This window comes from Arthrobacter sp. 05N428_2 (genome assembly GCF_056397065.1).
Genome location: NZ_JBFTMR010000026.1, coordinates 1 through 21,551, shown reverse-complemented (window position 1 = coordinate 21,551; position 21,551 = coordinate 1). Strand labels below are relative to the sequence as shown.

The window sequence follows — 21,551 nt, the reverse complement described above, 5'->3', positions numbered from 1 at the left end:
AGTCATCCGAGGAGTGCAAGTATGTCGTGCCGGGCAAACATTTGGGCGGCCGCCCGGGCGGAGGGGGTGCCCGCGTCGGGGTCCGCGCCGGCGTCCATGAGCACCTTCACAACGTCCGGGTAGCCCTTGAACACGGCCCCGGCCAGCGGCGTCTGGCCGCGGTCGTTGGCCGTGTTGGCGTCGCCGCCGTGGGCCAGAATCAGCCCGACGGTGTCCGCGTGGCCGTGGTAGGCCGCCAGCATGAGCAGCGAGTCGCCCGCCGCGGTGGTGAGCGTGGCCGGTGCGCCGGCAGCGAGGTAGCCGCCGAGCAGCGCGGAGCTTCCGTCGCGGGCGGCGTCGAACAGGGTGTGGGCCAGGGCGAGGGCCTCGTCGTCGGGCGCTCCGCCGTTCATCGGGTTCCCCGCAGGAACCCGGTTTGTCGGCCCACGACTTGCCCTGCGTCGGGCGCCACGATGAGTTCCTGCGCCGCGGTGTACGGCTCCTCACCGTCCATCACGGTCAGCGCCTCGTCCGGGGCGACGGATCGCTTGATGACCGCCAGGGCCACCGGGCCCATTTCGTAGTGCTGGGCCACGGAGGTCACCGCGCCGACTCTCCGCTCACCGGCCCGGACTTCACTGCCGACCGCGGGCAGGGTGTGCTGCGACCCGTCCAGCTGGAGGAAGACCAGCCGCCGCGGCGGGTGGCCCAGGTTATGGACCCGGGCGATGGTTTCCTGGCCCTTGTAGCAGCCCTTCGCGAGGTGCACGGCGGTGCGAAGCAGGTCCAGCTCGTGCGGGATGGTTTTGTCGTCGGTCTCCGCTCCCCACCGGGGCCGCCAGGCGGCGATGCGCAACGCCTCCGCCGCCAGGACGCCGGCCAGCGGGCGCGCGCCCACGGTCTCTTCAAGCGCGGCGGTCGGCACGAGGTACTCGAACCACGGCCGTTCCAGACCGGGGTGGGCGTCCTCGCCGACCACCGCGTAGGAGTAGCCGCCGGCCCCGACGTGCGGCCACGGGTCTTCCCAGACCTGGAGCCCGGACCACTCCGGGACAGGACGGGTGGTGCCCAGCACCGCCCAGTCCGCCGATACGTCGGCGACCTCGACCCGGAGCATGAACTTCATCCGGGTGAGCCAGTCGGCCAGCGGCGCGGCCTCGGCCGCCTCGACGATCAGCCAGGTGGTGGCGGCGTCGTCCACCACCCGGGCGTCGAACTCGATCCGGCCCTGCACGCTGAGCAGCAGCAGCTCGGTGGACTGGCCCGGGGCCAGGGCGGTGAGTTGCTGGGAGGAGAGCGTGTTGAGCCAGCTCAGGCGGTCCGGCCCGGTCACGGTGACCACGCCGCGTTGGGACAGATCGACGACGGCGGTCCCGGCGGCCAGCGCACGCTGTTCCGGCAGCGGCTCGCCGTAGTGGGCGGCGACGCCGGCGTCCGCTCCGGCCGCTTCGACGGCGCCCGGGCGCGACAGCAGGGGGCTCTTGGTAGTCATATGAAGTAGAAGTCCTCAGCGCTCAGCGGTATTCCGGATTTTCGAAGTCGAATCGGGTGCCGGCTTTCCACTCTTCGGGCAGGTTGCCGTAGGCAGGAATGCCGCCGGCGTCCTTGAGCATCCGGGCCAGGTGCAGCAGGTTCCACGTCATGAAGGTGGTGTTGCGGTTGGTGAAGTCGCTTTCCGGGCCGCCGGAGCCGTCGTCCAGGTAGCTCGGTCCGGGCCCGACGGCGCCGATCCAACCGGCGTCGGCCTGCGGCGGGATGGTGAACCCGATGTGCTGGAGGCTGTAGAGGACGTCCATGGCGCAGTGCTTAATGCCGTCCTCGTTGCCGGTGATGAGGCAGCCGCCCACTTTCGGGTAGAACGCCCACTGGCCCTTGGAGTTCAGCTGGCCGGAGTGCGCGTACAGCCGCTCGATCAGTTTCTTGGTCTGGGAGGAATTGTCGCCGAGCCAGATGGGACCGGCGACCACCACGATGTCCGCGGCCTGAACTGCCGGGTACAGCTCCGGCCACTCGTCAGTGGCCCAGCCGTGTTCCCGCATGTCGGGGTAGACGCCGCTGGCAATGTCGTGGTCCACCGTGCGGATGACACGGGTGGCCACGCCCTGCCTCTCCATCAGCCGGCGGCTGATCTCGATCAGGCCCTGCGTGTTGGAGGTCTCCGGCGACTTCTTCAGGGTGCCATTGAAGAAGACGGCCTTGAGGTCGCTGAACTTGCCGGTGTTCGGGGTGCCGTTTGCTGTGTCGCTCACTGGGTGCTCCCTGCGTTCGCTGCGGACTTCGGAATTTCAGCAAGACCGGCTGATGGCCGAACCGGCGGTTCAGCCGACCTTGCTGAGAATCGCCGAGGCGTGGGCCTCAAGGCCGCCGCCCGGCGTCGAACCCTTACCGGTGGCCACATCCCAGCGCCAGAGCAGGTTGCCGTCCACCAGGCCGAAGATCCGCGTGGCCGCGGTGTATTCCTTGGAATGGCTGCCGCGCATGACCATGTCGGTGCTGAGCTGGATTTGCGGGCCCTTGATCTGGCCGTAGTACAGCTCGGAGATGCCGCCCGGATGCGCGATGGAAACGGAAATGTCGAAGCCGCCGTCGCCGTTGCGTAGCTCCTCGACTTCGTCCGCGCTCTTGAGCACAGGGACAATGTCGGCCGGGATGAGCCCGGGGCCGCCGTCTTCCTCGCGCTGTTTGCGTTCCAGGGCCCAAAAGCCGGTTTCTACGGTGAGCGGACGAAGCCTGGTTCCGTCGTCGTCCGTCAGCCACGACTCGGCCCGGTATTGCAGGTAGGGCAGCCCGTTGTGGGTGAAGGAGACGTGCTGGAGAAAGTGCTCGGAATCCTCTTCCCCGGCGCCCAACCGTCCCCGGCCTTCCCACTCACCGATGAGCCAGGACAGCGGAACGATTTCCGGGGTCAGATCGCTAGGAATTTCAATCGGCACAGCGGCTACCTCTGGAAGCTACGGGTTGGACGGGTGTTCGCCCGGTCGGCCTACCGCTGGCCTTTGAAGAGCCGGTACACCACGAAGCCGGCGAACCAGGCCATGGAAAGGCCAGCGACGGCAAGCAGGACGAGGAAGAAAATTTCAAATGCAAGTACGGACATGATGCCATCCTAACGCGTTAGTGAATGAGTAGTTTGTCTATGAAGTAGGCCAGCGAACCGACCGCAGAGACCGGCGCCAGACCCATGCCCAGCATGGCGGGCAGGTTCAAGGTTTCGCCCCGGATGATCACGAGCCGACGGAAGCTGACCAGTACGGCACCGACGACGATTCCGACGAGCGCAGCGGGCAGCACGGCGATGTCCGAGAGCACGAGGCCGGCCAGCGGACCGGCGAGCCCTGCCCCGACGATCCCCAGCGGCGCGACGATCCGGTCCGGCCAGCGGATCAGGCCCGCCATCAGGGCGATCGCGGCGCTGATGGCCGCGATAAGCAGCATTTCCCGGACCCCGTTGAAGCGCGAGCAGGCGATCCAACCGGCGCCAAGACAGGACAGCAGGACGCCGGCGCAGGATCCCAGGGTCGATTCGAGGCGCTGGGCCTGGCCGGTGCCGCGGATCAGCTGCATGACGAAGATGGCCATCACGCCCGCCGCCACGAACGCGGGCGTCCAGTTCAGGAACCCCGGGGCGGGCAGGTAGGTGGCCGCCACGGCCGAGCCGATGCCGGGCAGCCCGATCAGGGCGGCGAGGGTCTTCTTCGCGGGGATGCCCAGGAAGTGCGGCCAGCCAACGCCGACGCAGGCCGCCATGATCACGGCGACAGCCAGCAGGACCTCCGGAGCGGAATAGGTCCCGGCAACGATCGCGGCGAGTCCGGCCAGCCCGACCGCACCCACGCTCCATGACTTCACAGTGTGTCCCCCACGCTCAACATAGCCACGATCAACCGGCACCTTCGCTCACTGCGGACCCACCTCGGCCTGCTCGACTCCGCCGGGACGGCAGGCCCCGACGGGTCAATCCTGCCCTATCTGAAAGTTTTGTGTCGCAAAAGAACCAAGTTGGAACGGCGAAACAGTGTCCGGGAAATGGCGTTTAGGTATACTCAAGGCTCAGCTACGCTTCCTCCGGCAGGCGCCGTCCGGACACCGTCCGGACGCCCGGCACCTTCCGCTAGGAGCCCGGCTCAGACGCCCAACGATGCGCGGACACCCCTTGGAGGAACCATGTCGCACATCCTGCTTTTGACGAACAGCACCGGGTCATCGGTGGACGTCCTGCCTGCGCTGGAATTGCTGAACCACCGCGTCCACATTCTCCCCGCCGAGCCCACAGCCCTGCTTGACACCGATCCCTGCGACATCGTCCTGCTCGACGCCCGCAAGGACCTCGTTGGCGCCCGCTCCCTCACCCAGCTGCTCAAGGCGACCGGACTGAGCGCGCCCCTGATGCTGATCCTGACCGAAGGCGGCATGGCGGCCGTCTCCTCGGCCTGGGCCGTGGACGACATCTTGCTCGAATCCGCTGGCCCCGCCGAAGTCGAAGCCCGGATCCGCCTCGGTGTCGCACGCGCCCTGCCGGACCACGACGACGCGCCCACGGAGATCAGGGCTGCCGGCGTCGTCATCGACGAAGCCAGTTACACGGCCCGGGTCAACGGGGCCGTGCTCAACCTGACCTTCAAAGAATTCGAGCTGCTCAAGTATCTGGCCCAGCACCCCGGCCGGGTCTTCACGCGCCAGCAGCTCCTCACCGAGGTCTGGGGCTACGACTACTACGGCGGCACCCGGACCGTGGACGTCCATGTCCGGAGGCTGCGGGCCAAGCTCGGTGCCGACCACGAGAACCTGATCAGCACGGTGCGGAACGTCGGCTACCGCCTGACGCTGGTCCGGCAACCGGACGAGGAACTCACCGAAGCCTGAGCCGCTTCCTTCGGACGGCACCCAACGGACACAGCAAAGCCCCGGACTCTCAGAGTCCGGGGCTTTGCTTTTCGCCAATTGCCCTTGGCGTTGCAGTGGAGGACATACGGGTCGAACGTATCGAGGCCACCCCAGTGGTGGATCCCCCTCACAGCCGGCAAGCCGGATGACTTAACGACTATACGTCCCAGGGCCGGCGGCATCAAATCCACCGGAGCTCCGCGCGCCGACGGGCCGCGGACGTATAGCCTTGCACCATGAGTCCCGCGCACCCGGAGAATTGGCCCGTACTCACCCTGCAGGGAACTGTCGACGAACAGCTGATGCGGGACGTCAGGGCCCTCGTCGCCGCCGCTGAGGAGTCCGACGGCAATCCGCCGCTCTCGGAGCAGACCCTCGTGACGCTGCGCGCCGCGGGCGGCGGGCCGCACACCGTGCTGGCCCTGGCCCTCTACTCCCCCGACTATTCCGGCGACGACGCCCGGCAGGACGCCGGATACGGTGCCGCCGCCGTCCGTCCCGGCGGCGCGCCTGCCGCGGCCCGGGGCAACGACCTGGCGGGTTTCGCCGTCGTCGTCGAGGAATCGGACGGCACCGGGGTGTTGGAGGTGGCAGTCCACCCGAGCTACCGCAATCAGGGGGTCGCTGACCGGCTGGTCGGGGAGCTGCAGCGGGTGCGCGGCTTCGCGGGCCTCAAGGCGTGGTCACACGGCAACCACGAGGCCGCCGCGGACCTGGCGGCCCGCTACGGCTACGCCCCGGTCCGCGAACTATGGAAGATGCGGCTCGCCACGGCGGCCTCGGAATTGCCCGACGTTGCGGTGCCGGAGGGTATCTCGCTGCGCAGCTTCGCGCCCGGCGCCGACGAGGACGCCTGGCTGGCGGTCAACCGGGCCGCGTTTGCCCACCACCCGGAACAAGGCAACATGAGCCGGGCCGACCTCGACGCACGGATGGCCGAGCCGTGGTTCGACCCGGCCGGGTTCCTGCTCGCGGTCGATGCCGGCGGCCGGATCCTCGGCTTCCACTGGACCAAGGTCCACCCGCAGCACGGCGGGCACCCGGCGATCGGCGAGGTGTACGTCGTCGGCGTCGCCCCCGAGGCGCAGGGCACCGGCCTGGGCAAGGCCCTGACCGTCGCCGGCATCAGGTACCTGCAGCAGCAAGGCCTGCACGCCGTGATGCTGTACGTCGACGCCGATAACATTCCCGCCGTCGCGCTCTATCGGCGGCTCGGCTTTTCGCGCTGGGACGTGGACGTCATGTACGCGCCGGTGCGGGGACAGTAGCCGGCCCCGCCGCCGGGTGCCCGGGAGCGGCCGAAATCCGGGCTCGTCGGGCCCCGATTGCTTGTAAGGTTGAAGCTAAATCGCGTCAGCATTAGGAGAGACCATGCAACGGGAATCTGCCGGGACGGCAACGTCCGAAGCCGCTCTGAACGGCAAGGCTGCGCGTCCGGCGCGGGCACAGTTCGGCTCCTCGGAGGTGCCCGCCTCGCGGGCCACCCAGGACCGGATCGATATCCCAGAGTTCGCTCCCAACCTGGAACCGGAGGGCGACATCAGCCCTGACCGTTTCCTGGACCGGGAGCTGAGCTGGCTGGCCTTCAACGCGCGCGTCCTGGAGCTGGCCGAAGATCCCGAGCTTTACCTGCTGGAACGCGTCAGCTTCCTCTCCATCTTCGCCTCGAACCTGGACGAGTTCTTCATGGTCCGGGTCGCCGGGTTGAAGCGCCGCATCGCGACCGGCCTCGCGGTCCCCTCCCCCGCCGGTCTGAGCCCCATGCAGGTCCTGGAGCAGATCGGCGAGGAGGCCCACCGGCTCCAGCAGCGCCATGCCCGCGTCTACGCGGAACAGATCCGCCCGGCGCTGGCCTACGAGCACATCCACCTGATGCGCTGGGAAGAGCTCGACGACCAGGCCAAGGACCAGCTCAGCGCCATGTTCGCCGAGAAGGTGTTCCCGATCCTGACGCCGCTGGCCGTCGATCCCGCCCACCCGTTCCCGTACATCTCCGGCCTCTCACTGAACCTCGCCGTCGTGGTCCGCAACCCGGTCAGCGACAAGGAGCTCTTCGCCCGCCTCAAGGTCCCGGACCAGCTGCCGCGCTTGATCTCCATCGACGGCCCGCGCGCCGGCTCCGTGCCCGGCAGGGTGGCGCGGTTCATCGCGCTCGAGGAAGTCATCGCAGTCCACCTGGACCAGCTCTTCGCCGGCATGGAGGTGCTCGAACACCACACCTTCCGGGTCACCCGCAACGAGGACGTCGAGGTCGAAGAGGACGACGCCGAGAACCTCCTGCAGGCGCTGGAAAAGGAACTGCTGCGCCGCCGCTTCGGGCCGCCGGTGCGGCTCGAAGTCACCAACGACATCAACCCCAACATCCGGGCGTTGCTGATCCGCGAGCTGGGCGTGGAGGAGTCCGAGGTCTACTCCGTCCCGGCCCCGCTGGACCTGCGCGGACTCTCGGTCATCGCCGGGATCGACCGGACGGACCTGCATTACCCCAAGCACGTCCCGCACACCTCCCGCTACCTGAACGAGTCGGAGACTGCGAAGCCGGCCAACGTCTTCGCGGCCATGCGCCGGCGCGACATCCTCCTGCACCACCCTTACGATTCTTTCTCCACCTCCGTGCAGGCCTTCCTCGAGCAGGCCGCCGCGGACCCGAAGGTGCAGGCCATCAAGCAGACCCTGTACCGCACCAGCGGAGACTCGCCCATCGTTGATGCCCTGATCGACGCCGCCGAAGCCGGCAAGCAGGTGCTCGCCTTGGTGGAGATCAAGGCCCGCTTCGACGAGCAGGCCAACATCTCCTGGGCCCGGAAACTGGAGCAGGCAGGCGTGCACGTGGTGTACGGGATCGTGGGACTGAAGACCCACTGCAAGCTCTCCCTCGTGGTCCGCCAGGAGGTGGACGGGCTCCGCCGCTACTGCCATATCGGCACCGGCAACTACCACCCCCGCACCGCCCGCTACTACGAGGACCTCGGCCTGCTCACGGCCAACGAGCAGGTGGGCGAGGACCTGTCCAAACTCTTCAACCAGCTTTCCGGCTACGCCCCGAAGTCGACCTTCAAGCGGCTGCTGGTTGCCCCGCGCTCGGTGCGCTCCGGGCTGATCGACCGGATCGAAACGGAAATCCGCAACGCCCGGGCCGGGATCCCCGCCCGGGTCCAGATCAAGGTGAACTCGATGGTGGATGAAGCCATCATCGATTCCCTCTACCGGGCCTCGCAGGCCGGGGTACCGGTGGACATCATTGTCCGCGGGATCTGCTCGCTGCGCCCCGGCGTGCCGGGTCTGAGCGAGAACATCACGGTCCGATCCGTCCTGGGCCGTTTCCTTGAACATTCCCGCGTCTTCGCCTTCGCCAACGGCGGCGAGCCGGTGGTTTACATCGGTTCGGCTGACATGATGCACCGGAACCTCGACCGCCGGGTGGAGGCCCTCGTGCAACTCCGCAGCGGGGATGACACCTCGTACGTGCTGGACCTGCTGCGCCGGTACATGGATCCGGGAACCGCCAGCTGGCATCTGGACAGTAGCGGCGATTGGATCCGCCACCACCTCGCCGAGGACGGCACCCCGCTGCTGGACATCCAGTCATGGCTGCTCGCGTCCCGTTCGCGGCAGCGCCCGGCGAGCCTGCGCTAGGGCCGCCGGTTGTGAGTAGCGATGCACCGATCGCGGACCAGACGGACCACCCGGGCGAGGCGATTGCAGTCGTCGCGGCCGGCGCGCTGCCGTGGCGCGTCAACAAGGACCAACTTGAGGTCCTGCTGATCCACCGCCCCCGGTATGACGACTGGTCGTGGCCCAAGGGCAAAATCGACCCGGGCGAAACCGTTCCCGAGTGCGCGGCCCGCGAGGTCGAGGAAGAAATAGGCCTCAAGGCGCCCCTCGGCGTCCCGCTGCCGCCGATCCACTACCACGTGCAGGCCGGCCTGAAGGTGGTGCACTACTGGGCTGTCGACGTCGACGGCGCCCCGCTCCACCCGGACGGCAAGGAGGTGGACAGCGTCCTGTGGTGTTCGCCGGAAAAGGCTACGGGCCTGCTGAGCAATCCGGGCGACCGTGCCCCGCTGGAACACCTCGTCGAAGCCCACGCCCGCGGTGAACTTGCCACCTGGCCGCTGCTGGTCATCCGCCATGCGAAGGCCAAACCGCGCTCCTCCTGGTCCAAAGCGGAGGGCGACCGTCCGCTCGCAGCCACCGGGACCCGCCAGGCCCAGGCCGTGGGGCGCCTGTTGCAGGCCTGGAGCCCGTCGCGGGTGCTGACGAGCCCGTGGCTTCGCTGCGTGGCCACGGTCGCGCCGTACGCCAAGGCCGTCGACGCCAAGGTGAAACTGGACGATTCCCTGACCGAGCACCGGCATGGCCGGAGTCCGCACAAGGCCGCGAACCTCGTCGAGGCACTCATCGACAAGGAACGCGCCGTGGCCCTGTGCACGCACCGGCCCGTCCTGCCCACGGTCTTTGCACAGCTGGGCAAACACATGAACTCCCGGCTGCGTGCCCTGCTGCCGGCCACGGACCCATTCCTGTCGGCCGGCGAAATCCTGGTCTGCCACGTTTCACGTGCCAAGGGAAAGATCGTGGCGGTGGAGCAGTTCCGGCCTTTCGACGATTAGGTAGTCGATGAGCACGGCACGGGCCGGCTGTTCTCAACAGCCCGGCAGTTCTCAGTAGACTGGGACCGTGAGCATCCCAACGCCTTATGAAGACTTGCTGCGCGATGTCCTGGAGCACGGCACGCACAAATCGGACCGCACCGGAACGGGGACCCGCAGCGTGTTCGGTCGGCAGCTCCGCTTCGACCTCGGCAAGAGCTTCCCGCTGATCACCACCAAGCGGGTGCACTTCAAGTCCGTCGCGGTGGAGCTGCTGTGGTTCCTGCGCGGGGACAGCAACGCGAAGTGGATGCAGGACCAGGGCGTCACCATCTGGAACGAATGGGCAGGGGCCGACGGCGAACTCGGCCCGGTCTACGGCGTGCAGTGGCGCTCCTGGCCGACCCCCGACGGCGGCCACATCGATCAGATCGCGGAACTGGTGGAAAATCTCAAGGCCAACCCGGACTCGCGCCGCCACATCGTCTCGGCTTGGAACGTGGCCGAGCTGAAGAACATGGCGCTGCCGCCATGCCACGCCTTTTTCCAGTTCTACGTCGCCGACGGCAAACTCTCCTGCCAGCTGTACCAGCGCTCCGCGGACACCTTCCTGGGCGTGCCGTTCAATATCGCCTCGTACGCCCTGCTGACCTGCATGCTGGCCCAGCAGACCGGGCTGGAACCGGGCGAGTTTGTCTGGACCGGCGGGGACGTCCACATCTATGAGAACCATCTGGACCAGGTCCTCACCCAGCTGCGCCGGGAACCGTACGACTATCCGCAGCTCCGGATCACCCGCAAACCAGCGTCAATTTTCGACTACACCCTCGAGGACTTCGAGGTGGTCGGCTACCAGCACCACCCCACGATTAAGGCGCCGATAGCCGTATGAGCAACGAAACCAGCAAATCCCTCGAACCGGCCGATTTCACCGAACGGCTCCGCGGCAGCCTCACCGGGCTCGGCCTCGTGTGGGCGCAGACCAGCACCGGCGTGATCGGCCAGGCCGGCGCCATGCCCTGGGACCTGCCCGAGGACATGAAGCACTTCAGCCGGCTCACCACGGGACACCCGGTCATCATGGGCCGCAAGACCTGGGAATCCTTCCCGGACAGATACCGGCCGCTGCCCGACCGGACGAACATCGTGATCACGCGGCAGGAAGGCTGGGGCGGGACGCCGGACGCGGAAGGCGCCCTGGCGGTCCGGTCCCTCGACGATGCCCTGCTCGAATCCCAGTTCGCGCCGGGCCAGGCGATGGTCTGGATCATTGGCGGCGGCGAAATCTTTACGCAGTCCCTCGACCTCGCCGACGTCGCCGTCGTCACCACCATCGACACGACCACCGAGGGCGACACGTTCGCGCCGGAACTCGGTTACGACTGGACGGCTGAGGCGAGCCTCCCGTCCGACGGCTGGCTGACCGCCGCGAACGGCACCCGCTACCGTGTCACCCTGTGGCGCCGGACGGAGGCCAAGTAGTGCTGCGGAAACCGGAAACGCTGTTTGTCCTCGGGTACATGCTGCTGCCCCTGCTGGCTCTGTTGTCCGCGATCGTGGGACTGACCATGATCCTCGGCGGCAACAAGATCGCCGGCGCGGTGGTCCTCGTCGTCGTCACCCAGGTGTTCGCCTTCGGGGCGGTGTTCGCCCTGCGCCGGCGCAAGAGCGCACTGCTGGCAGAGCCCGACGGCAAGTAACGGCCGGCCCGCCGGCCCGCCGGCCCGTGACGTAACCGACTGCGGCCCGGCCGCCGCAAAGTCTAAACTGGCCCAATGACTACAGCAGCTACCCCGTCCGTCGGACTGGTCGGTTGGCGTGGCATGGTCGGCTCCGTCCTGATGCAGCGCATGCAGGACGAGGGCGACTTCGCCGACATCAACCCCGTCTTCTTCTCCACCTCGAACGCCGGCGGGGCCGCCCCGGATATTGCCGGTGCGGCGACCGGAGCGGCCGGCCGGCTGGAGGACGCGTTCGACGTCGACACGCTGGCTAAACTGCCGATCATCGTCACCGCCCAGGGCGGCGACTACACCAAGCAGGTCCACGGCGAACTGCGCGGCCGCGGCTGGGACGGTCTATGGATCGACGCAGCCTCCACCCTCCGCATGAACGACGACTCGATCATCGTGCTGGACCCGATCAACCGCGACGTCATCGACGCTGGCCTCTCCGGCGGCGTCAAGGACTACATCGGCGGCAACTGCACCGTTTCCTGCATGCTGATGGGCCTCGGCGGCCTGTTCAAGAACGGCCTGGTGGAGTGGGGCACCTCCATGACTTACCAGGCCGCATCCGGCGGCGGCGCCCGGCACATGCGTGAACTGCTGAGCCAGTTCGGCACGCTCAACGCCGAGGTCAGCAGCGAACTGGATGACCCGGCGTCGGCCATCCTCGAGATCGACCGCAAGGTCCTGGCGCACCAGCGCACCGACATCGACGCCACCCAGTTCGGCGTGCCGCTGGCAGGCTCGCTGATCCCCTGGATCGACGCGGACCTCGGCAACGGCCAGTCCAAGGAAGAGTGGAAGGCCGGGGTGGAAACCAACAAGATCCTGGGCACCACCGGCGCGGACCGCGTCATCATGGACGGCCTGTGCGTCCGGATCGGCGCCATGCGCTCTCACTCCCAGGCGCTCACGCTCAAGCTCCGCGAGGACCTTTCCGTGGCCGAGATCGAGAAGCTGCTCGACGCGGACAACCCCTGGGCCACGGTGGTGCCCAACACGAAGGAAGCCTCGATGGCGGACCTCACCCCGGTGGCGGCGTCCGGCACCCTGGACATCCCGGTGGGCCGGATCCGCAAGCTCGAAATGGGCCCCGAGTACATCAGCGCCTTCACCGTGGGAGACCAGCTCCTGTGGGGCGCCGCGGAGCCGCTGCGGCGCATGCTCAAGATCGCCACCGGCACGCTCTAGGCGCAGCTAGGGGGCATCAACTGCCAGGAACCGCCGGTACTTCGCGGCCTGCAGCTCAAAGGACTTAAGTGCTGCAGGCCGCAGGCCGTTAACGCCGTCAAAAGGCTCCGGGACGACGACGGCGCCGCGGCCGTTCCCGCGCGACACCCAGGTGCCGACCACTTGCCCGCCGGCCACAATGGTTTTCTTGAACACCCCGTTGCCGCCAGGAACGATCTTGTCCGCGTGCTGTGCCGGCAGCACGATGGACCTGTCCGTGTAGCCCAGCACGAACTCGTCGAAGCCCGGGAGCGCCAGCACGGTGCGCTGGCCGGGCACGCCGTCGTCGAGCAGGGCGGCCGTCTCCGGGGCGAGCCAGTACCGGGCCCCCTCGAATTCCACTGCCGCCAGCTGGTGCCGCACTTCGGCCAGCGCCGCCCGGGTTTCCGTCAGCGGAATTCCGGACCACCAGGCGAAGTCACGCTCTGTGGCCGGCCCGTGGCTGCGGAGATAGCGCAGCAGCCATTCCGCAATGCCTTCAGCGCGGTCCAGCCGCCGGGAGTCTTTGATCCAGTCGTCGAAGGCCACCACCAGCTGCTGGTTCCCGGCCAGCGGCCCCTGCACCAGCCACCCGCGCTGGCACAGCATCGTCAGCAGATGGATGCCGCGCTGGCCGGCCGTGGACTGGCCGGCTTCTTCGAAGGTCTGGAACAGTTCCGCCCGGCTGGCGGCCGCGCCGCCCGCGACCCGCAGCAGCGCGGCCTCGGCGGCAGCGTCAACGTCCGCTGCTGAGATGCCGAGTTCCCGGTGGCGACCGGCCAGGGCTTTGATCAGACGGCCGGAGGTGATGTCCAGGATCCACCTCAGGTCCTCCGGCGCGAGCAGGTGCAGGGTGCCGCGCATCGGCCACGACCGGACGATCTCACCGCGATCCAAAGTGGCCCGGACATCGGCCACCCGGGAGCCCGGAACGCGCTGCCCCACGGCCCAGAGCGAAGCCCGCAGGTCCTGTGCCTGCAGGGCGGTCATCGACCGGACGGCCTCAGGGACGGAGCCGAACCCGGCACCGGTGAGCCCCTGCGAGGCCAGGCGGAGCCTGCCCATCACGGCCCGGCTCAGTCGGGTTGGGAGCACTGCTGCCATGGGAACATCCTAGGTCCGGCGCCGACAGACCGGGCGGATCCGGCACCTGCGGGCCTCCATGGCACCTGCATGGTCCGCGCCCGGGCCGCTCCCAGCCTGCGCCCAGCCGGCTTCCTTAAGGTGGATGAATGACATTGAGTGAGGCGTGGCCGCGGCTACGGCCCGTGTGCAGGAGGCTGGCCTTGCTGGGCTGGGCTTCCAGCGTGGTTGGAATGGCGGCCGGCCTCGCCATCGCCATCGCCGGTGGCACCCGTCTCTCCCCCCTTATGACTGCCTTCCAGACATTTTCCGCGGCCTGCATGGCCGTCGCGGTCGCGAGCTTCGTCGCGGCGGCCACCCTCCAGCCTCGGCCTCGGTCACCGCGCGACGCCACCGAGTTCGAGATCGACCCTGCCGCGGAGTTCCCGGCCACGGTGCAGAGCTTCCTGCTGGGCTCCATCGTGCTGCTGGCCGGAGCAGTGGCTTTCGCGTGTGCCGGGCTGGTACTGCGGACCGGACCCAGCGCCCAGTCCGTGGCGTTCTGCCAGGTTTTCTTGCTGGGCGCGGCGGCGTCCGGGTTCACCTTCATGCTCTTCAGCAAAGTGGCCCCGCGCCGCGGCCGGAAGTAGGTCCGCACCCGCTGTTGCGGGTCCGTTATAGGCTGGCCGGATGACTTTGGGGACTTCGCTGGCGGTGCTGGGTAAGGGTCGGATCATGTTGATGACGCTGGCGAGCCTCGCGGTGCTGGCCGGAACTCTTTCGATGGTCGGGGCTCTGCTCAGCCAGGCCAACAGCCGGGACTCGGAGCCATATCTGGCCGGCGGGGTGGTCGGGCTGGCCGGCGCCTACGCAGTGACGACGCTGGGCACCCGGGCGGCACGCACGCTGGGCGTCACGGTCCGGCTACTGCGCGGCTGGCGTGCGCACCCGCGCCTGGTCCGGGTTCTGGTGCTGCTGGCCGCTCTCGGGGCTCTGGCCTCGGTGGGGGCAATGCTGATGGCGGCCGCCGGTGTGTTCGGGCCGCTGCGGCCTACCAGTCTTGCCTCGGCTTTCTTCTACCCGACCATGGCCGCCTTGGGCTGGGCCCACGGCCTGGCCGCGGCGTCGGCAACCACCCGCGGGACACCGTCCCGGGCTGCCGCGCATCCCCTTTAGGGCTCGGCTTAGAGCTCGATTCCGATCAGCAGCGGCTCAGGCTGCAGCTCAACGCCAAAGCGTTCGACGACGCCGCGGCGGACCTCGCGGGCGATCGCCAGCAGGTCTTCTGCGCTGGCCCCGCCCCGGTTCGTGATGGCCAGGGTGTGCTTGGTGGACAGCGAGGCCCGGCCGCCCGAGACGCTATCGGCTTCCAAGCCGAAGCCCTTCCCATAGCCGGCGTGGTCGATCAGCCAGGCGGCGGAGAGTTTGGTCAGCCCGTCCGCGCCGGCAGGGTACCGGGGGGCGTCCTCCGGCAGGCCTGCAGCGACCCCGGCCGGCACGATCGGATTGGTGAAGAACGAACCTGTGGAGTAGGTGTCTGGGTCCGCAGGGTCCAGGACCATGCCCTTGGACGCCCTGAGTCGGAGCACCTCGCGCCTCACGTCGTTGGAGTAGGCCCGCTTGCCGACCTCGACGCCGAGGTTCCGGGCCAGCTCGGCATAGCGGATTGGTGCACTCATCCGGCCCAGCGGCAGCTGGAATTCCACCGTGAGCACCACATAGCGCGGGGACCCGCCGGAGGTCGCCTGTTTGAGGATGGAGTCGCGGTAACCGAACTTCAACTCGGAGCTGGTGAACGTCTGCACCGCGTTGCGTTCGCGGTCCCAGGTGCGGACCGCGGCGATGGTCTGCGACACGTCGGCGCCGTAGGCTCCGACGTTCTGCACCGGGGTCGCGCCGGTGGCACCGGGAATCCCGGACAGCGCCTCGATGCCTGACCAGGCATGCTTGACGGCGTGCTCAACGAGCGCGTCCCAGTTGTGGCCCGCCTCGACTACGACGGCGACTCCGCCGCAGGAGTCCTCCGCGTTGACCGCGAAGCCCTGGGACCCGATTTTCAGCACGGTGCCGGGGAACCCTTCGTCTGCGACCAGCAGGTTGGAACCGCCGCCGATGATCAGCAACGGCTCTCCACCAGCGTCTGCCTCCCGGACGGCGTCGATGATCTCCGCCTCGGTCCGGGCTTCGAGGTAGTTGGCGGCAGGGCCGCCGACGCGGGCCGTGGTCAGGGCGGAAAGCAGTGTCTGGGTCACTTCTCCAGCCTAGCCGGGATCAGGTCAGCCGGCCTTGCGGGCCACCGGGGAGAGCAGGAAGCTGACCACCAGCATCACCATGACGGCCAGCAGCGAGTGCAGGATGCCGACGTGTTCGGCCAGCAGGCCCAGCAGGGGCGGCCCGCAGAGGAACGCCCCGTACCCGATGGTCGAGACCACAGAGACGCGTGCGGCGGCCTTTACCGGATCGTCGGCGGCGGCGGACATGCCCACCGGGAAACCCAGCGAGGCGCCCAGACCCCAGATGGCCAGGGCCACGTAGGCCAGCCACGGAACCCGCGCAAAGACGAACAAGCCCAGCCCGGCCACTGCCAGGGCCGCGCACCAGCGCATCACCGGGACCCGGCCATACCGGTCCAGGGCCAGGGTGCCGGCAAAGCGGCCCACCGTCATGAAGGTGACGAAGAGACCGTAACCGGCGGCTCCGGCAGCGTCGGACTGGCCGTGGCCGTCGGCGAGCGCCAGTGCCACCCAGTCCCCCGCTGCACCCTCGGCCAGTGCCAGCCCCAGCACCAGGACGCCGAGCAGGAGGGTCCGGCGGTCCCGCCAGGCCTGGGCGATCTGCCGCTTGTTATCCAGCGGCGCTTCCGGCCCCGTCGTGGCCTGGCTGATGATGGGCAACGGGCCGGTAGAGGGATCATCGAAGGTGTCCGGGCCGGCCGGCCTGTAAGCCGTTTCCTCGGCGACCGGGGTGATGTCGGCACGGAACCAGCCGGCGGCTGTGGCCACGGAGCCGGCGACCAGGGCGCCAACAACGGCCAGGTGCCAGAAGACCGGCACTCCTGCGCCGGCAGCCCAGGCGCCCGCCCCGGCGCCTGCGACCGTGCCCAGGCTGAACGAGCCGTGCAGCCTGGGCATGATGTGCCGCCGCACCGCACGCTCGACGGCAGCGCCTTCAACGTTGGAGGCCGTGTTCCAGCTGGCGGTGCCAAGACCTACCACGGCCAGTCCGGCAGCGACCGCCAGCGGGTTAACCAGGACCGAGGTCCCGAACCCGGCGAGGACCAGCCCGGCCCCGACCATGATGCTGCCGATTCGGATGGTCTGTTTGGACCCGAAGCGCAAAACGATCAGCCCGGATGCGGACACCGAGACAAAGGAGCCCAGCGTCATGCACAACAGCAGCAGGCCTACGTTGCCGGGCGTCAGGTCCAGCCCGTCACGGATCGCCGGCAGCCGCGATACCCAACTCGCGAAGGCGATGCCGCTGAAGCCATAGGCGACGACGACGGCGTTGCGCCAGCGGGTCACCTCGGCGGACTGCGCGGCAGGCACCCTCACGGCAGGGTCATCCGGTCAGGCCAGTCTGACGACGGCCTGAGCCTTCATGAGGACCTTTTGGCCTCCTGCGAGGACGGTGAGGTCCACGCGCGCGGTGCCGGCGTCGGCGTCGAGCGCTCCGATGGCGCCGCTGACCTCGATCACCGCTCCGGCGGCGGTGTCCCCTGTCGTGTCGGCCACCGGGACCGGCTTGGTGAAGCGGGTTTGGAAGTCCACCACGGCGGCCGGGTCGCCGGCCCAGTCGGCCACGAGCTGGACGGCGGCCCCCATCGTGAACATGCCGTGGGCGATCACGCCGGGCAGGCCGACGCCAGTGGCGAACGCCTCGTTCCAGTGGATCGGGTTGAAGTCGCCGGAGGCACCGGCGTATTTGACCAGGTCAGTGCGGGTGACGTCGATGCTGCGGCTGCCGAGATCCTGGCCGACGGTGAGGTCTGAAAGTGTGGGGCGCATGCGTTACTGTTCCTCTCCGCGGACCAGGATGGACGAGGTGGTGGTGGCGACGGCTTCGCGCGTCCCGGTGCCGGGATCGTTGCCCGCTTCGCTGCCGCTCACGGAGAAGATCTCCGAGCGGGTGGTGATCATGGCGCCCCCGCCCATGGCGCGGACCCCGTCGACGTGCAGCTCGGCGACCAGCCGGTCCCCCGCGACGATCGGGCGGTGGTGGACGAAGCGCTGGTCGGCGTGGACCACGCGGGAGAAGTCGATACCGGATTCCGGATCCTCGATCAGCTGCGCATCGGCGCGTTGCGCCACGATGATCGCAAAGGTGGGCGGGGCCACGAGGTCGCTGTGGCCCAGCGCCTTGGCGGCGTCGACCTCAAAGTGGGCGGGGTGGGTCGCTTTGACCGCACGCGCGAACTCGCGGATCTTCTCGCGCCCGACGTCGTACACCTCTGCGGCGGGATAACTGCGGCCCTGCAGATCCGGATTGATAGTCATGGTTCAAGCCTAGCGCCCCGAGAGCCGCCACCCGCCGCGCTGCAGCGCGGGGCGGCGCTTGCCATAGAGCGATATGATGGAAACATCAATTCAGCAATTCACGCACCAGTGTCACCGTTGCGTGCCAAATGAGAGCGCAGGCCAGCCGTGATTTCCGCAGCGCAGACCCCTTTATACGAAATCAAGGCCAACCTGTTCAAGGCCCTCGCCCACCCGGCCCGGATCCGGGTGCTGGAACTGCTGGCGGCCGCTCCGGACACCGCCGCGCCGGTCAGCTACCTGCTGACCGAGACCGGGCTGGAAGCCTCCCACCTGTCCCAGCATCTGGCCACCCTCCGCCGGCACCGGGTGGTGACCTCGGTCCGGACCGCCAATGTGGTGACCTACCGGCTGGCCCACCCGAAAATTGCCGAACTGCTCGCCATTTCCCGGATCTTCCTGCTGGACAGCCTGGCGGACTCCGGCGAACAGTTCCGGCTCGCGCAGGAACTCCCCGCCGCACCCCTCCCGGCGTCCGCCTCATGACCGCCGGGACTGCAGTGCGCGGCGCACACGGCTACCTCGCACGGTTCCTGCCGTCCGGCCGCGACTATGGTGGCCTGCGCGCGTCCTGGCGGACCGATCTCCTCGCCGGCATCACCGTCGGCATCGTGGCCCTCCCGCTGGCTCTCGCCTTCGGAGTGAGCTCAGGGGTGGGCGCCGAGGCTGGGCTCATCACAGCGGTGGTGGCCGGGCTGGTGGCTGCCGTCATGGGTGGCTCAAACGTCCAAGTTTCCGGGCCTACCGGTGCCATGGTGGTGGTCCTGGCCCCCGTGGTCGCCTCGCACGGCGTCGCCAGCATCGCCCTGGTCTCCGTGATGGCTGGGCTGCTGGTCATCATTCTCGGCCTCAGCGGTCTGGGCCGCGCCGTCGCGTTCATCCCGTGGCCCGTCGTCGAAGGCTTCACCCTCGGCATCGCAGCCATCATCTTCCTGCAGCAGGTGCCGACGGCCACCGGCACCGCAGGGGTGCCCGGCCACAATACCCTGCTGGCCGCGGTGGAAAGCGCCTCCAGTGCGACTGCTCCCACCGTTTTGCAAACCCTGGCCGTGGTGGCCGGCGTCGCGGCGGTGATGGTCCTGCTGCCCCGGCTCAGCAAGGCCATCCCGGCGAGCTTGGCAGCCGTGCTGCTCGCCACCGTGGCCGCCGAACTCTTGGATCTGCAGATCCCGCGGATTGGGGCGCTGCCGCACTCCCTCCCCGCCCCGGCGCTGCCGTCGCTGGACCCGTCGGCGCTGGGCGGCCTGCTGATGCCCGCGGTGTCCGTCGCCACGCTTGCGGCGATCGAGTCCCTGCTATCGGCCAGGGTGGCCGCCGGCATGGCCGGCCCCGACGGCCGGCCCACCGGAAGGTACAACCCGGACCGCGAACTCACCGGCCAGGGGCTGGCCTCGGTGGCGGCGGGGTTCTTCGGCGGCATGCCGGCCACGGGCGCGATCGCACGGACCGCCGTCAACGTCCGCTCCGGAGCCAGGACCCGGATCGCGGCGATCGTCCACGCCCTAGTGTTGCTGGCCATTATTTATCTGGCGGCGGGGCTGGTGGGCAGGATCCCGCTGGCGGTGCTGGCCGGAATCCTGATGGTCACGGCCACCCGCATGGTCTCCCGGCAGACCGTGGCGGCGGTGCTGCGCTCCACCCGGGCCGATGCATTCGTCTTTGTTCTGACGGCGCTGATCACCGTGGCGTTCGACCTGATCGTGGCGATCGAAATCGGGCTGGTCGCGGCGGCGCTCTTCACGCTGCGCAAGTTCGCCTCGCTCAGCGGGGTCCAGCGCGAAGACATCCCCGGGCCGGCGGCGCCGGGCGACGGCCACATCGCCATCTTCCGACTGGACGGCGCCATGTTCTTTGGTGCCGCGGAACGGGTTTTGCAGGAGATCAGCCAGGTCAAAGACATCCAGGTCGCGATCATCCGGCTCTCGCAAGTCCGGATGCTCGACGCGACCGGTGCGCACACCCTGGTCGAAGTCATCTCCGCACTGGAGCTGCGCGGCGTCACGGTGCTGCTCAAGGGCGTCCAGCCGCAACACCTGGACCTCGTGACCAACGTGGGCGTGATCCGCTCACTGCGGCACCACAAGCACTTGTTCGGCAGTCTGTCCGAGGCCGTGGAACATGCCCGGAGCCACGTGGCGCGGAACGCCGCCGCTAACGCTTGAAGTTTTTCCGGATCGTTTGGCCGCGGACCACAATCCCGGCGATGTGCAGGACGAGTCCGAGACCGATGACGGCCAGGGATGCGACGGCCAGGCCCTGGTTGCCGGTGTTGTTGCCGACCAGGTTCAGGATGATACCGGCGGCGATCAGGCCCATGGCGCTGAAGACGAGCACCTTGTAGGTGGTCGGCGCGGTGGCCCAGAATTCGTTCAGCACTGTGCCATTCTACGTGGCGCAGCGCTGCCTCTTTACGCGGGCCGGGCCCGGGACCGGCTCCTGGCCGGCTACAGGGCGGGCTGCACCCCGAAGGCCACGGCTAGTTTCATGATCTTCTCGGCGCGGCCCAGGCGCGGCAGGTCGGAGCCGTCGCGGATGACGCGGCCGTTCGCCTCGAAGTCGGCCATGAAGTCGGTGGCCCAGGCGACGTCGGAGGGCGTGGGGCTGATGACTTCGTTGATGATGTGGGTCTGGTCAATCTGGAGGCAGAGCTTGCCGGTCATGCCCATCATCACCGTGATGCCGGTCTGTTCGCGCAGGATCGGGTGGTTGGTGCCGACCGTAGGTCCGTCGATGGGACCAGGCAGGTTGCCGACCCGGCTGGCGACAACGAGCTTCGCGCGCGGGTAGGCCATCGCTTCCGGAGTGGCGGCCATGCCGGTGTCGCGGCGGAAGTCACCGGAGCCGAAGGCCAGCCGGTAGGCGCCCTGGGCCTTGGCGATGTGGTTGGCTTCCTCGATGCCGACCGCGGACTCGACCAGCGCGATGACCGGGACCTTGCCGTCCATGCGGTGGAAGCTCTCGGTGACCTGGTCCGCGGACTCGGTCTTGGCGAGCATCACGCCGAGCAGTCCCGGCGTGCCGCGGAGCCCGGCGAGGTCATCGGCCCAGAAGGGGCTGGTGGCGTCATTGATCCGGACCCAGGCGCTGCCGCCGGCGGTCAGCCAGTCCACGACGTGCTCGCGGGCTGCATCCTTCTGCGACGGGTCCACCGCGTCCTCGATGTCCAGGATGATGGCGTCGGCACGGGACTCCGCGGACTGTGCAAAGAGCTCCGGCTTCATGGCGTTGACCAGCAGCCAGGAGCGGGCAATTTCGGCCGGGATGTTTCGCTGGGGCCGGACAATCCCGGCGGTGGTGGTAGAGGTCATGCCTCTACGCTAGCCGTCCGGGGGCGCCCGCCGCCAAGTGATACCCCTAATTGGGGCGACCAATACGACCAAAATCACTTCCGGCCCTCCCCAACTGGCTCGCATTACCCTCTACGTCAGGCTGGTTGTGAGTCAGTCAGTGATTGAAGAGGAGCAGGAGTAGCCATGACTGTTGGTCCGCGAGGTATTAGCCGCGATGAGATTCGAGAATTGGTGCATCAGTATTACGTGCAGCCGTACGGGACGAGGAAGGAA

24 protein-coding genes are annotated in these 21,551 nt (G+C 68.4%); 12 read left to right on the top strand and 12 right to left on the bottom strand.

The features are described 5' to 3' along the window. Positions 1-2 precede the first annotated feature (2 nt). The 5 genes from AC1DGI_RS17560 to AC1DGI_RS17540 all read right to left on the bottom strand — a co-directional run bounded on the left by AC1DGI_RS17560 (position 3) and on the right by AC1DGI_RS17540 (position 3,828). A complete protein-coding gene (locus AC1DGI_RS17560; protein ID WP_441402731.1) occupies positions 3-392 on the bottom strand; it encodes an ankyrin repeat domain-containing protein in 390 nt (129 codons plus the stop codon). Then, entirely contained in the window at positions 389-1,471 is a 1,083-nt protein-coding gene (ygfZ, locus tag AC1DGI_RS17555; RefSeq protein WP_441402732.1) for a CAF17-like 4Fe-4S cluster assembly/insertion protein YgfZ, read from the bottom strand. The genes AC1DGI_RS17560 and ygfZ overlap by 4 nt, the downstream gene beginning before the upstream one ends. A 22-nt stretch (positions 1,472-1,493) precedes the next feature. Next, a complete protein-coding gene (locus tag AC1DGI_RS17550) occupies positions 1,494-2,228 on the bottom strand; it encodes a flavodoxin family protein (RefSeq protein WP_476899740.1) in 735 nt (244 codons plus the stop codon). 69 nt (positions 2,229-2,297) lie between these two features. Further along, positions 2,298-2,912, bottom strand: a complete 615-nt coding sequence (locus AC1DGI_RS17545; RefSeq protein WP_441403559.1) for a nitrobindin family protein — start codon at positions 2,910-2,912, stop codon at positions 2,298-2,300. A gap of 181 nt (positions 2,913-3,093) precedes the next feature. Beyond that, positions 3,094-3,828 carry a permease gene (locus AC1DGI_RS17540; protein ID WP_476899739.1) on the bottom strand — a complete coding sequence of 245 codons (735 nt, stop codon included), beginning with the start codon at positions 3,826-3,828 and terminating at the stop codon, positions 3,094-3,096. Positions 3,829-4,143: 315 nt separating this feature from the next. On the opposite strand from AC1DGI_RS17540, the gene AC1DGI_RS17535 reads away from it, so the two are divergent. The 8 genes from AC1DGI_RS17535 to asd all read left to right on the top strand — a co-directional run bounded on the left by AC1DGI_RS17535 (position 4,144) and on the right by asd (position 12,373). Continuing rightward, positions 4,144-4,842: a winged helix-turn-helix transcriptional regulator gene (locus AC1DGI_RS17535; protein WP_441399767.1), complete on the top strand. Its 699-nt coding sequence runs from the start codon at positions 4,144-4,146 to the stop codon at positions 4,840-4,842. Between the two features lie 257 nt (positions 4,843-5,099). Beyond that, positions 5,100-6,131 (top strand): mycothiol synthase, encoded by a 1,032-nt coding sequence (gene mshD, locus AC1DGI_RS17530; RefSeq protein WP_476899738.1) that lies wholly within the window; start codon positions 5,100-5,102, stop codon positions 6,129-6,131. A gap of 103 nt (positions 6,132-6,234) precedes the next feature. Further along, positions 6,235-8,499 (top strand): RNA degradosome polyphosphate kinase, encoded by a 2,265-nt coding sequence (locus AC1DGI_RS17525; RefSeq protein ID WP_441399769.1) that lies wholly within the window; start codon positions 6,235-6,237, stop codon positions 8,497-8,499. Positions 8,500-8,510: 11 nt separating this feature from the next. Next, entirely contained in the window at positions 8,511-9,476 is a 966-nt protein-coding gene (locus AC1DGI_RS17520) for an NUDIX hydrolase (protein ID WP_441399770.1), read from the top strand. 67 nt (positions 9,477-9,543) lie between these two features. Beyond that, a complete protein-coding gene (locus AC1DGI_RS17515) occupies positions 9,544-10,347 on the top strand; it encodes a thymidylate synthase (RefSeq protein WP_476899737.1) in 804 nt (267 codons plus the stop codon). Continuing rightward, positions 10,344-10,937 carry a dihydrofolate reductase gene (locus tag AC1DGI_RS17510; protein ID WP_476899736.1) on the top strand — a complete coding sequence of 198 codons (594 nt, stop codon included), beginning with the start codon at positions 10,344-10,346 and terminating at the stop codon, positions 10,935-10,937. The genes AC1DGI_RS17515 and AC1DGI_RS17510 overlap by 4 nt, the downstream gene beginning before the upstream one ends. Next, positions 10,937-11,155, top strand: coding sequence for an NF038396 family protein (locus AC1DGI_RS17505; protein ID WP_441399773.1), 219 nt, complete (start codon positions 10,937-10,939; stop codon positions 11,153-11,155). The genes AC1DGI_RS17510 and AC1DGI_RS17505 overlap by 1 nt, the downstream gene beginning before the upstream one ends. A 75-nt stretch (positions 11,156-11,230) precedes the next feature. After that, the gene (gene asd, locus AC1DGI_RS17500; RefSeq protein WP_441399774.1) at positions 11,231-12,373 is read left to right on the top strand and encodes an aspartate-semialdehyde dehydrogenase; all 1,143 of its coding nucleotides are present in this window, start codon (positions 11,231-11,233) and stop codon (positions 12,371-12,373) included. A gap of 6 nt (positions 12,374-12,379) precedes the next feature. Here asd and AC1DGI_RS17495 read toward each other — a convergent pair whose 3' ends face one another. Continuing rightward, positions 12,380-13,495 carry a winged helix DNA-binding domain-containing protein gene (locus AC1DGI_RS17495; protein WP_476899735.1) on the bottom strand — a complete coding sequence of 372 codons (1,116 nt, stop codon included), beginning with the start codon at positions 13,493-13,495 and terminating at the stop codon, positions 12,380-12,382. Positions 13,496-13,623: 128 nt separating this feature from the next. Between AC1DGI_RS17495 and AC1DGI_RS17490 the strand changes: the two genes are divergently transcribed. Both AC1DGI_RS17490 and AC1DGI_RS17485 read left to right on the top strand, forming a co-directional pair. Continuing rightward, a complete protein-coding gene (locus tag AC1DGI_RS17490) occupies positions 13,624-14,103 on the top strand; it encodes a hypothetical protein (protein WP_476899734.1) in 480 nt (159 codons plus the stop codon). 40 nt (positions 14,104-14,143) lie between these two features. After that, entirely contained in the window at positions 14,144-14,629 is a 486-nt protein-coding gene (locus AC1DGI_RS17485) for a hypothetical protein (RefSeq protein ID WP_441399776.1), read from the top strand. Between the two features lie 8 nt (positions 14,630-14,637). On the opposite strand, the gene AC1DGI_RS17480 is transcribed toward AC1DGI_RS17485, so the two are convergent. The 4 genes from AC1DGI_RS17480 to AC1DGI_RS17465 are packed head-to-tail and all read right to left on the bottom strand — an operon-like array spanning position 14,638 to position 17,949. Then, entirely contained in the window at positions 14,638-15,705 is a 1,068-nt protein-coding gene (locus AC1DGI_RS17480) for a UDP-N-acetylmuramate dehydrogenase (protein ID WP_476899733.1), read from the bottom strand. A gap of 24 nt (positions 15,706-15,729) precedes the next feature. Beyond that, positions 15,730-17,007, bottom strand: coding sequence for an MFS transporter (locus AC1DGI_RS17475; protein ID WP_476899732.1), 1,278 nt, complete (start codon positions 17,005-17,007; stop codon positions 15,730-15,732). A gap of 15 nt (positions 17,008-17,022) precedes the next feature. Then, positions 17,023-17,460, bottom strand: a complete 438-nt coding sequence (locus AC1DGI_RS17470) for a MaoC family dehydratase (RefSeq protein WP_441399779.1) — start codon at positions 17,458-17,460, stop codon at positions 17,023-17,025. Between the two features lie 3 nt (positions 17,461-17,463). Further along, positions 17,464-17,949 carry an FAS1-like dehydratase domain-containing protein gene (locus AC1DGI_RS17465; protein ID WP_441399780.1) on the bottom strand — a complete coding sequence of 162 codons (486 nt, stop codon included), beginning with the start codon at positions 17,947-17,949 and terminating at the stop codon, positions 17,464-17,466. Between the two features lie 147 nt (positions 17,950-18,096). Between AC1DGI_RS17465 and AC1DGI_RS17460 the strand changes: the two genes are divergently transcribed. Both AC1DGI_RS17460 and AC1DGI_RS17455 read left to right on the top strand, forming a co-directional pair. Continuing rightward, positions 18,097-18,474, top strand: coding sequence for an ArsR/SmtB family transcription factor (locus AC1DGI_RS17460; protein WP_441399781.1), 378 nt, complete (start codon positions 18,097-18,099; stop codon positions 18,472-18,474). Then, positions 18,471-20,150, top strand: coding sequence for a SulP family inorganic anion transporter (locus AC1DGI_RS17455; protein WP_476899731.1), 1,680 nt, complete (start codon positions 18,471-18,473; stop codon positions 20,148-20,150). Before AC1DGI_RS17460 ends, AC1DGI_RS17455 begins: the two co-directional genes overlap by 4 nt. On the opposite strand, the gene AC1DGI_RS17450 is transcribed toward AC1DGI_RS17455, so the two are convergent. Together AC1DGI_RS17450 and AC1DGI_RS17445 are read right to left on the bottom strand one after the other, a co-directional pair. After that, positions 20,140-20,364: a DUF3188 domain-containing protein gene (locus AC1DGI_RS17450; RefSeq protein ID WP_441401566.1), complete on the bottom strand. Its 225-nt coding sequence runs from the start codon at positions 20,362-20,364 to the stop codon at positions 20,140-20,142. The two genes, AC1DGI_RS17455 and AC1DGI_RS17450, sit on opposite strands and share 11 nt — an antisense overlap. 68 nt (positions 20,365-20,432) lie before the next feature. Continuing rightward, positions 20,433-21,296 (bottom strand): HpcH/HpaI aldolase/citrate lyase family protein, encoded by an 864-nt coding sequence (locus tag AC1DGI_RS17445; protein ID WP_476899730.1) that lies wholly within the window; start codon positions 21,294-21,296, stop codon positions 20,433-20,435. Between the last annotated feature and the right edge of the window lie 255 nt (positions 21,297-21,551).

Bases quoted from the DNA above. Each gene is read 5' to 3' on its own strand.
- AC1DGI_RS17560 (WP_441402731.1), bottom strand. From the start codon at position 392: ATGAACGGCGGAGCGCCCGACGACGAGGCCCTCGCCCTGGCCCACACC.
- AC1DGI_RS17470 (WP_441399779.1), bottom strand. From the start codon at position 17,460: ATGCGCCCCACACTTTCAGACCTCACCGTCGGCCAGGATCTCGGCAGC.
- AC1DGI_RS17495 (WP_476899735.1), bottom strand. From the start codon at position 13,495: ATGGCAGCAGTGCTCCCAACCCGACTGAGCCGGGCCGTGATGGGCAGG.
- mshD (WP_476899738.1), top strand. From the start codon at position 5,100: ATGAGTCCCGCGCACCCGGAGAATTGGCCCGTACTCACCCTGCAGGGA.
- AC1DGI_RS17490 (WP_476899734.1), top strand. From the start codon at position 13,624: ATGACATTGAGTGAGGCGTGGCCGCGGCTACGGCCCGTGTGCAGGAGG.
- ygfZ (WP_441402732.1), bottom strand. From the start codon at position 1,471: ATGACTACCAAGAGCCCCCTGCTGTCGCGCCCGGGCGCCGTCGAAGCG.
- AC1DGI_RS17485 (WP_441399776.1), top strand. From the start codon at position 14,144: ATGACTTTGGGGACTTCGCTGGCGGTGCTGGGTAAGGGTCGGATCATG.
- AC1DGI_RS17510 (WP_476899736.1), top strand. From the start codon at position 10,344: ATGAGCAACGAAACCAGCAAATCCCTCGAACCGGCCGATTTCACCGAA.
- AC1DGI_RS17445 (WP_476899730.1), bottom strand. From the start codon at position 21,296: ATGACCTCTACCACCACCGCCGGGATTGTCCGGCCCCAGCGAAACATC.
- asd (WP_441399774.1), top strand. From the start codon at position 11,231: ATGACTACAGCAGCTACCCCGTCCGTCGGACTGGTCGGTTGGCGTGGC.
- AC1DGI_RS17535 (WP_441399767.1), top strand. From the start codon at position 4,144: ATGTCGCACATCCTGCTTTTGACGAACAGCACCGGGTCATCGGTGGAC.
- AC1DGI_RS17525 (WP_441399769.1), top strand. From the start codon at position 6,235: ATGCAACGGGAATCTGCCGGGACGGCAACGTCCGAAGCCGCTCTGAAC.
- AC1DGI_RS17455 (WP_476899731.1), top strand. From the start codon at position 18,471: ATGACCGCCGGGACTGCAGTGCGCGGCGCACACGGCTACCTCGCACGG.
- AC1DGI_RS17465 (WP_441399780.1), bottom strand. From the start codon at position 17,949: ATGACTATCAATCCGGATCTGCAGGGCCGCAGTTATCCCGCCGCAGAG.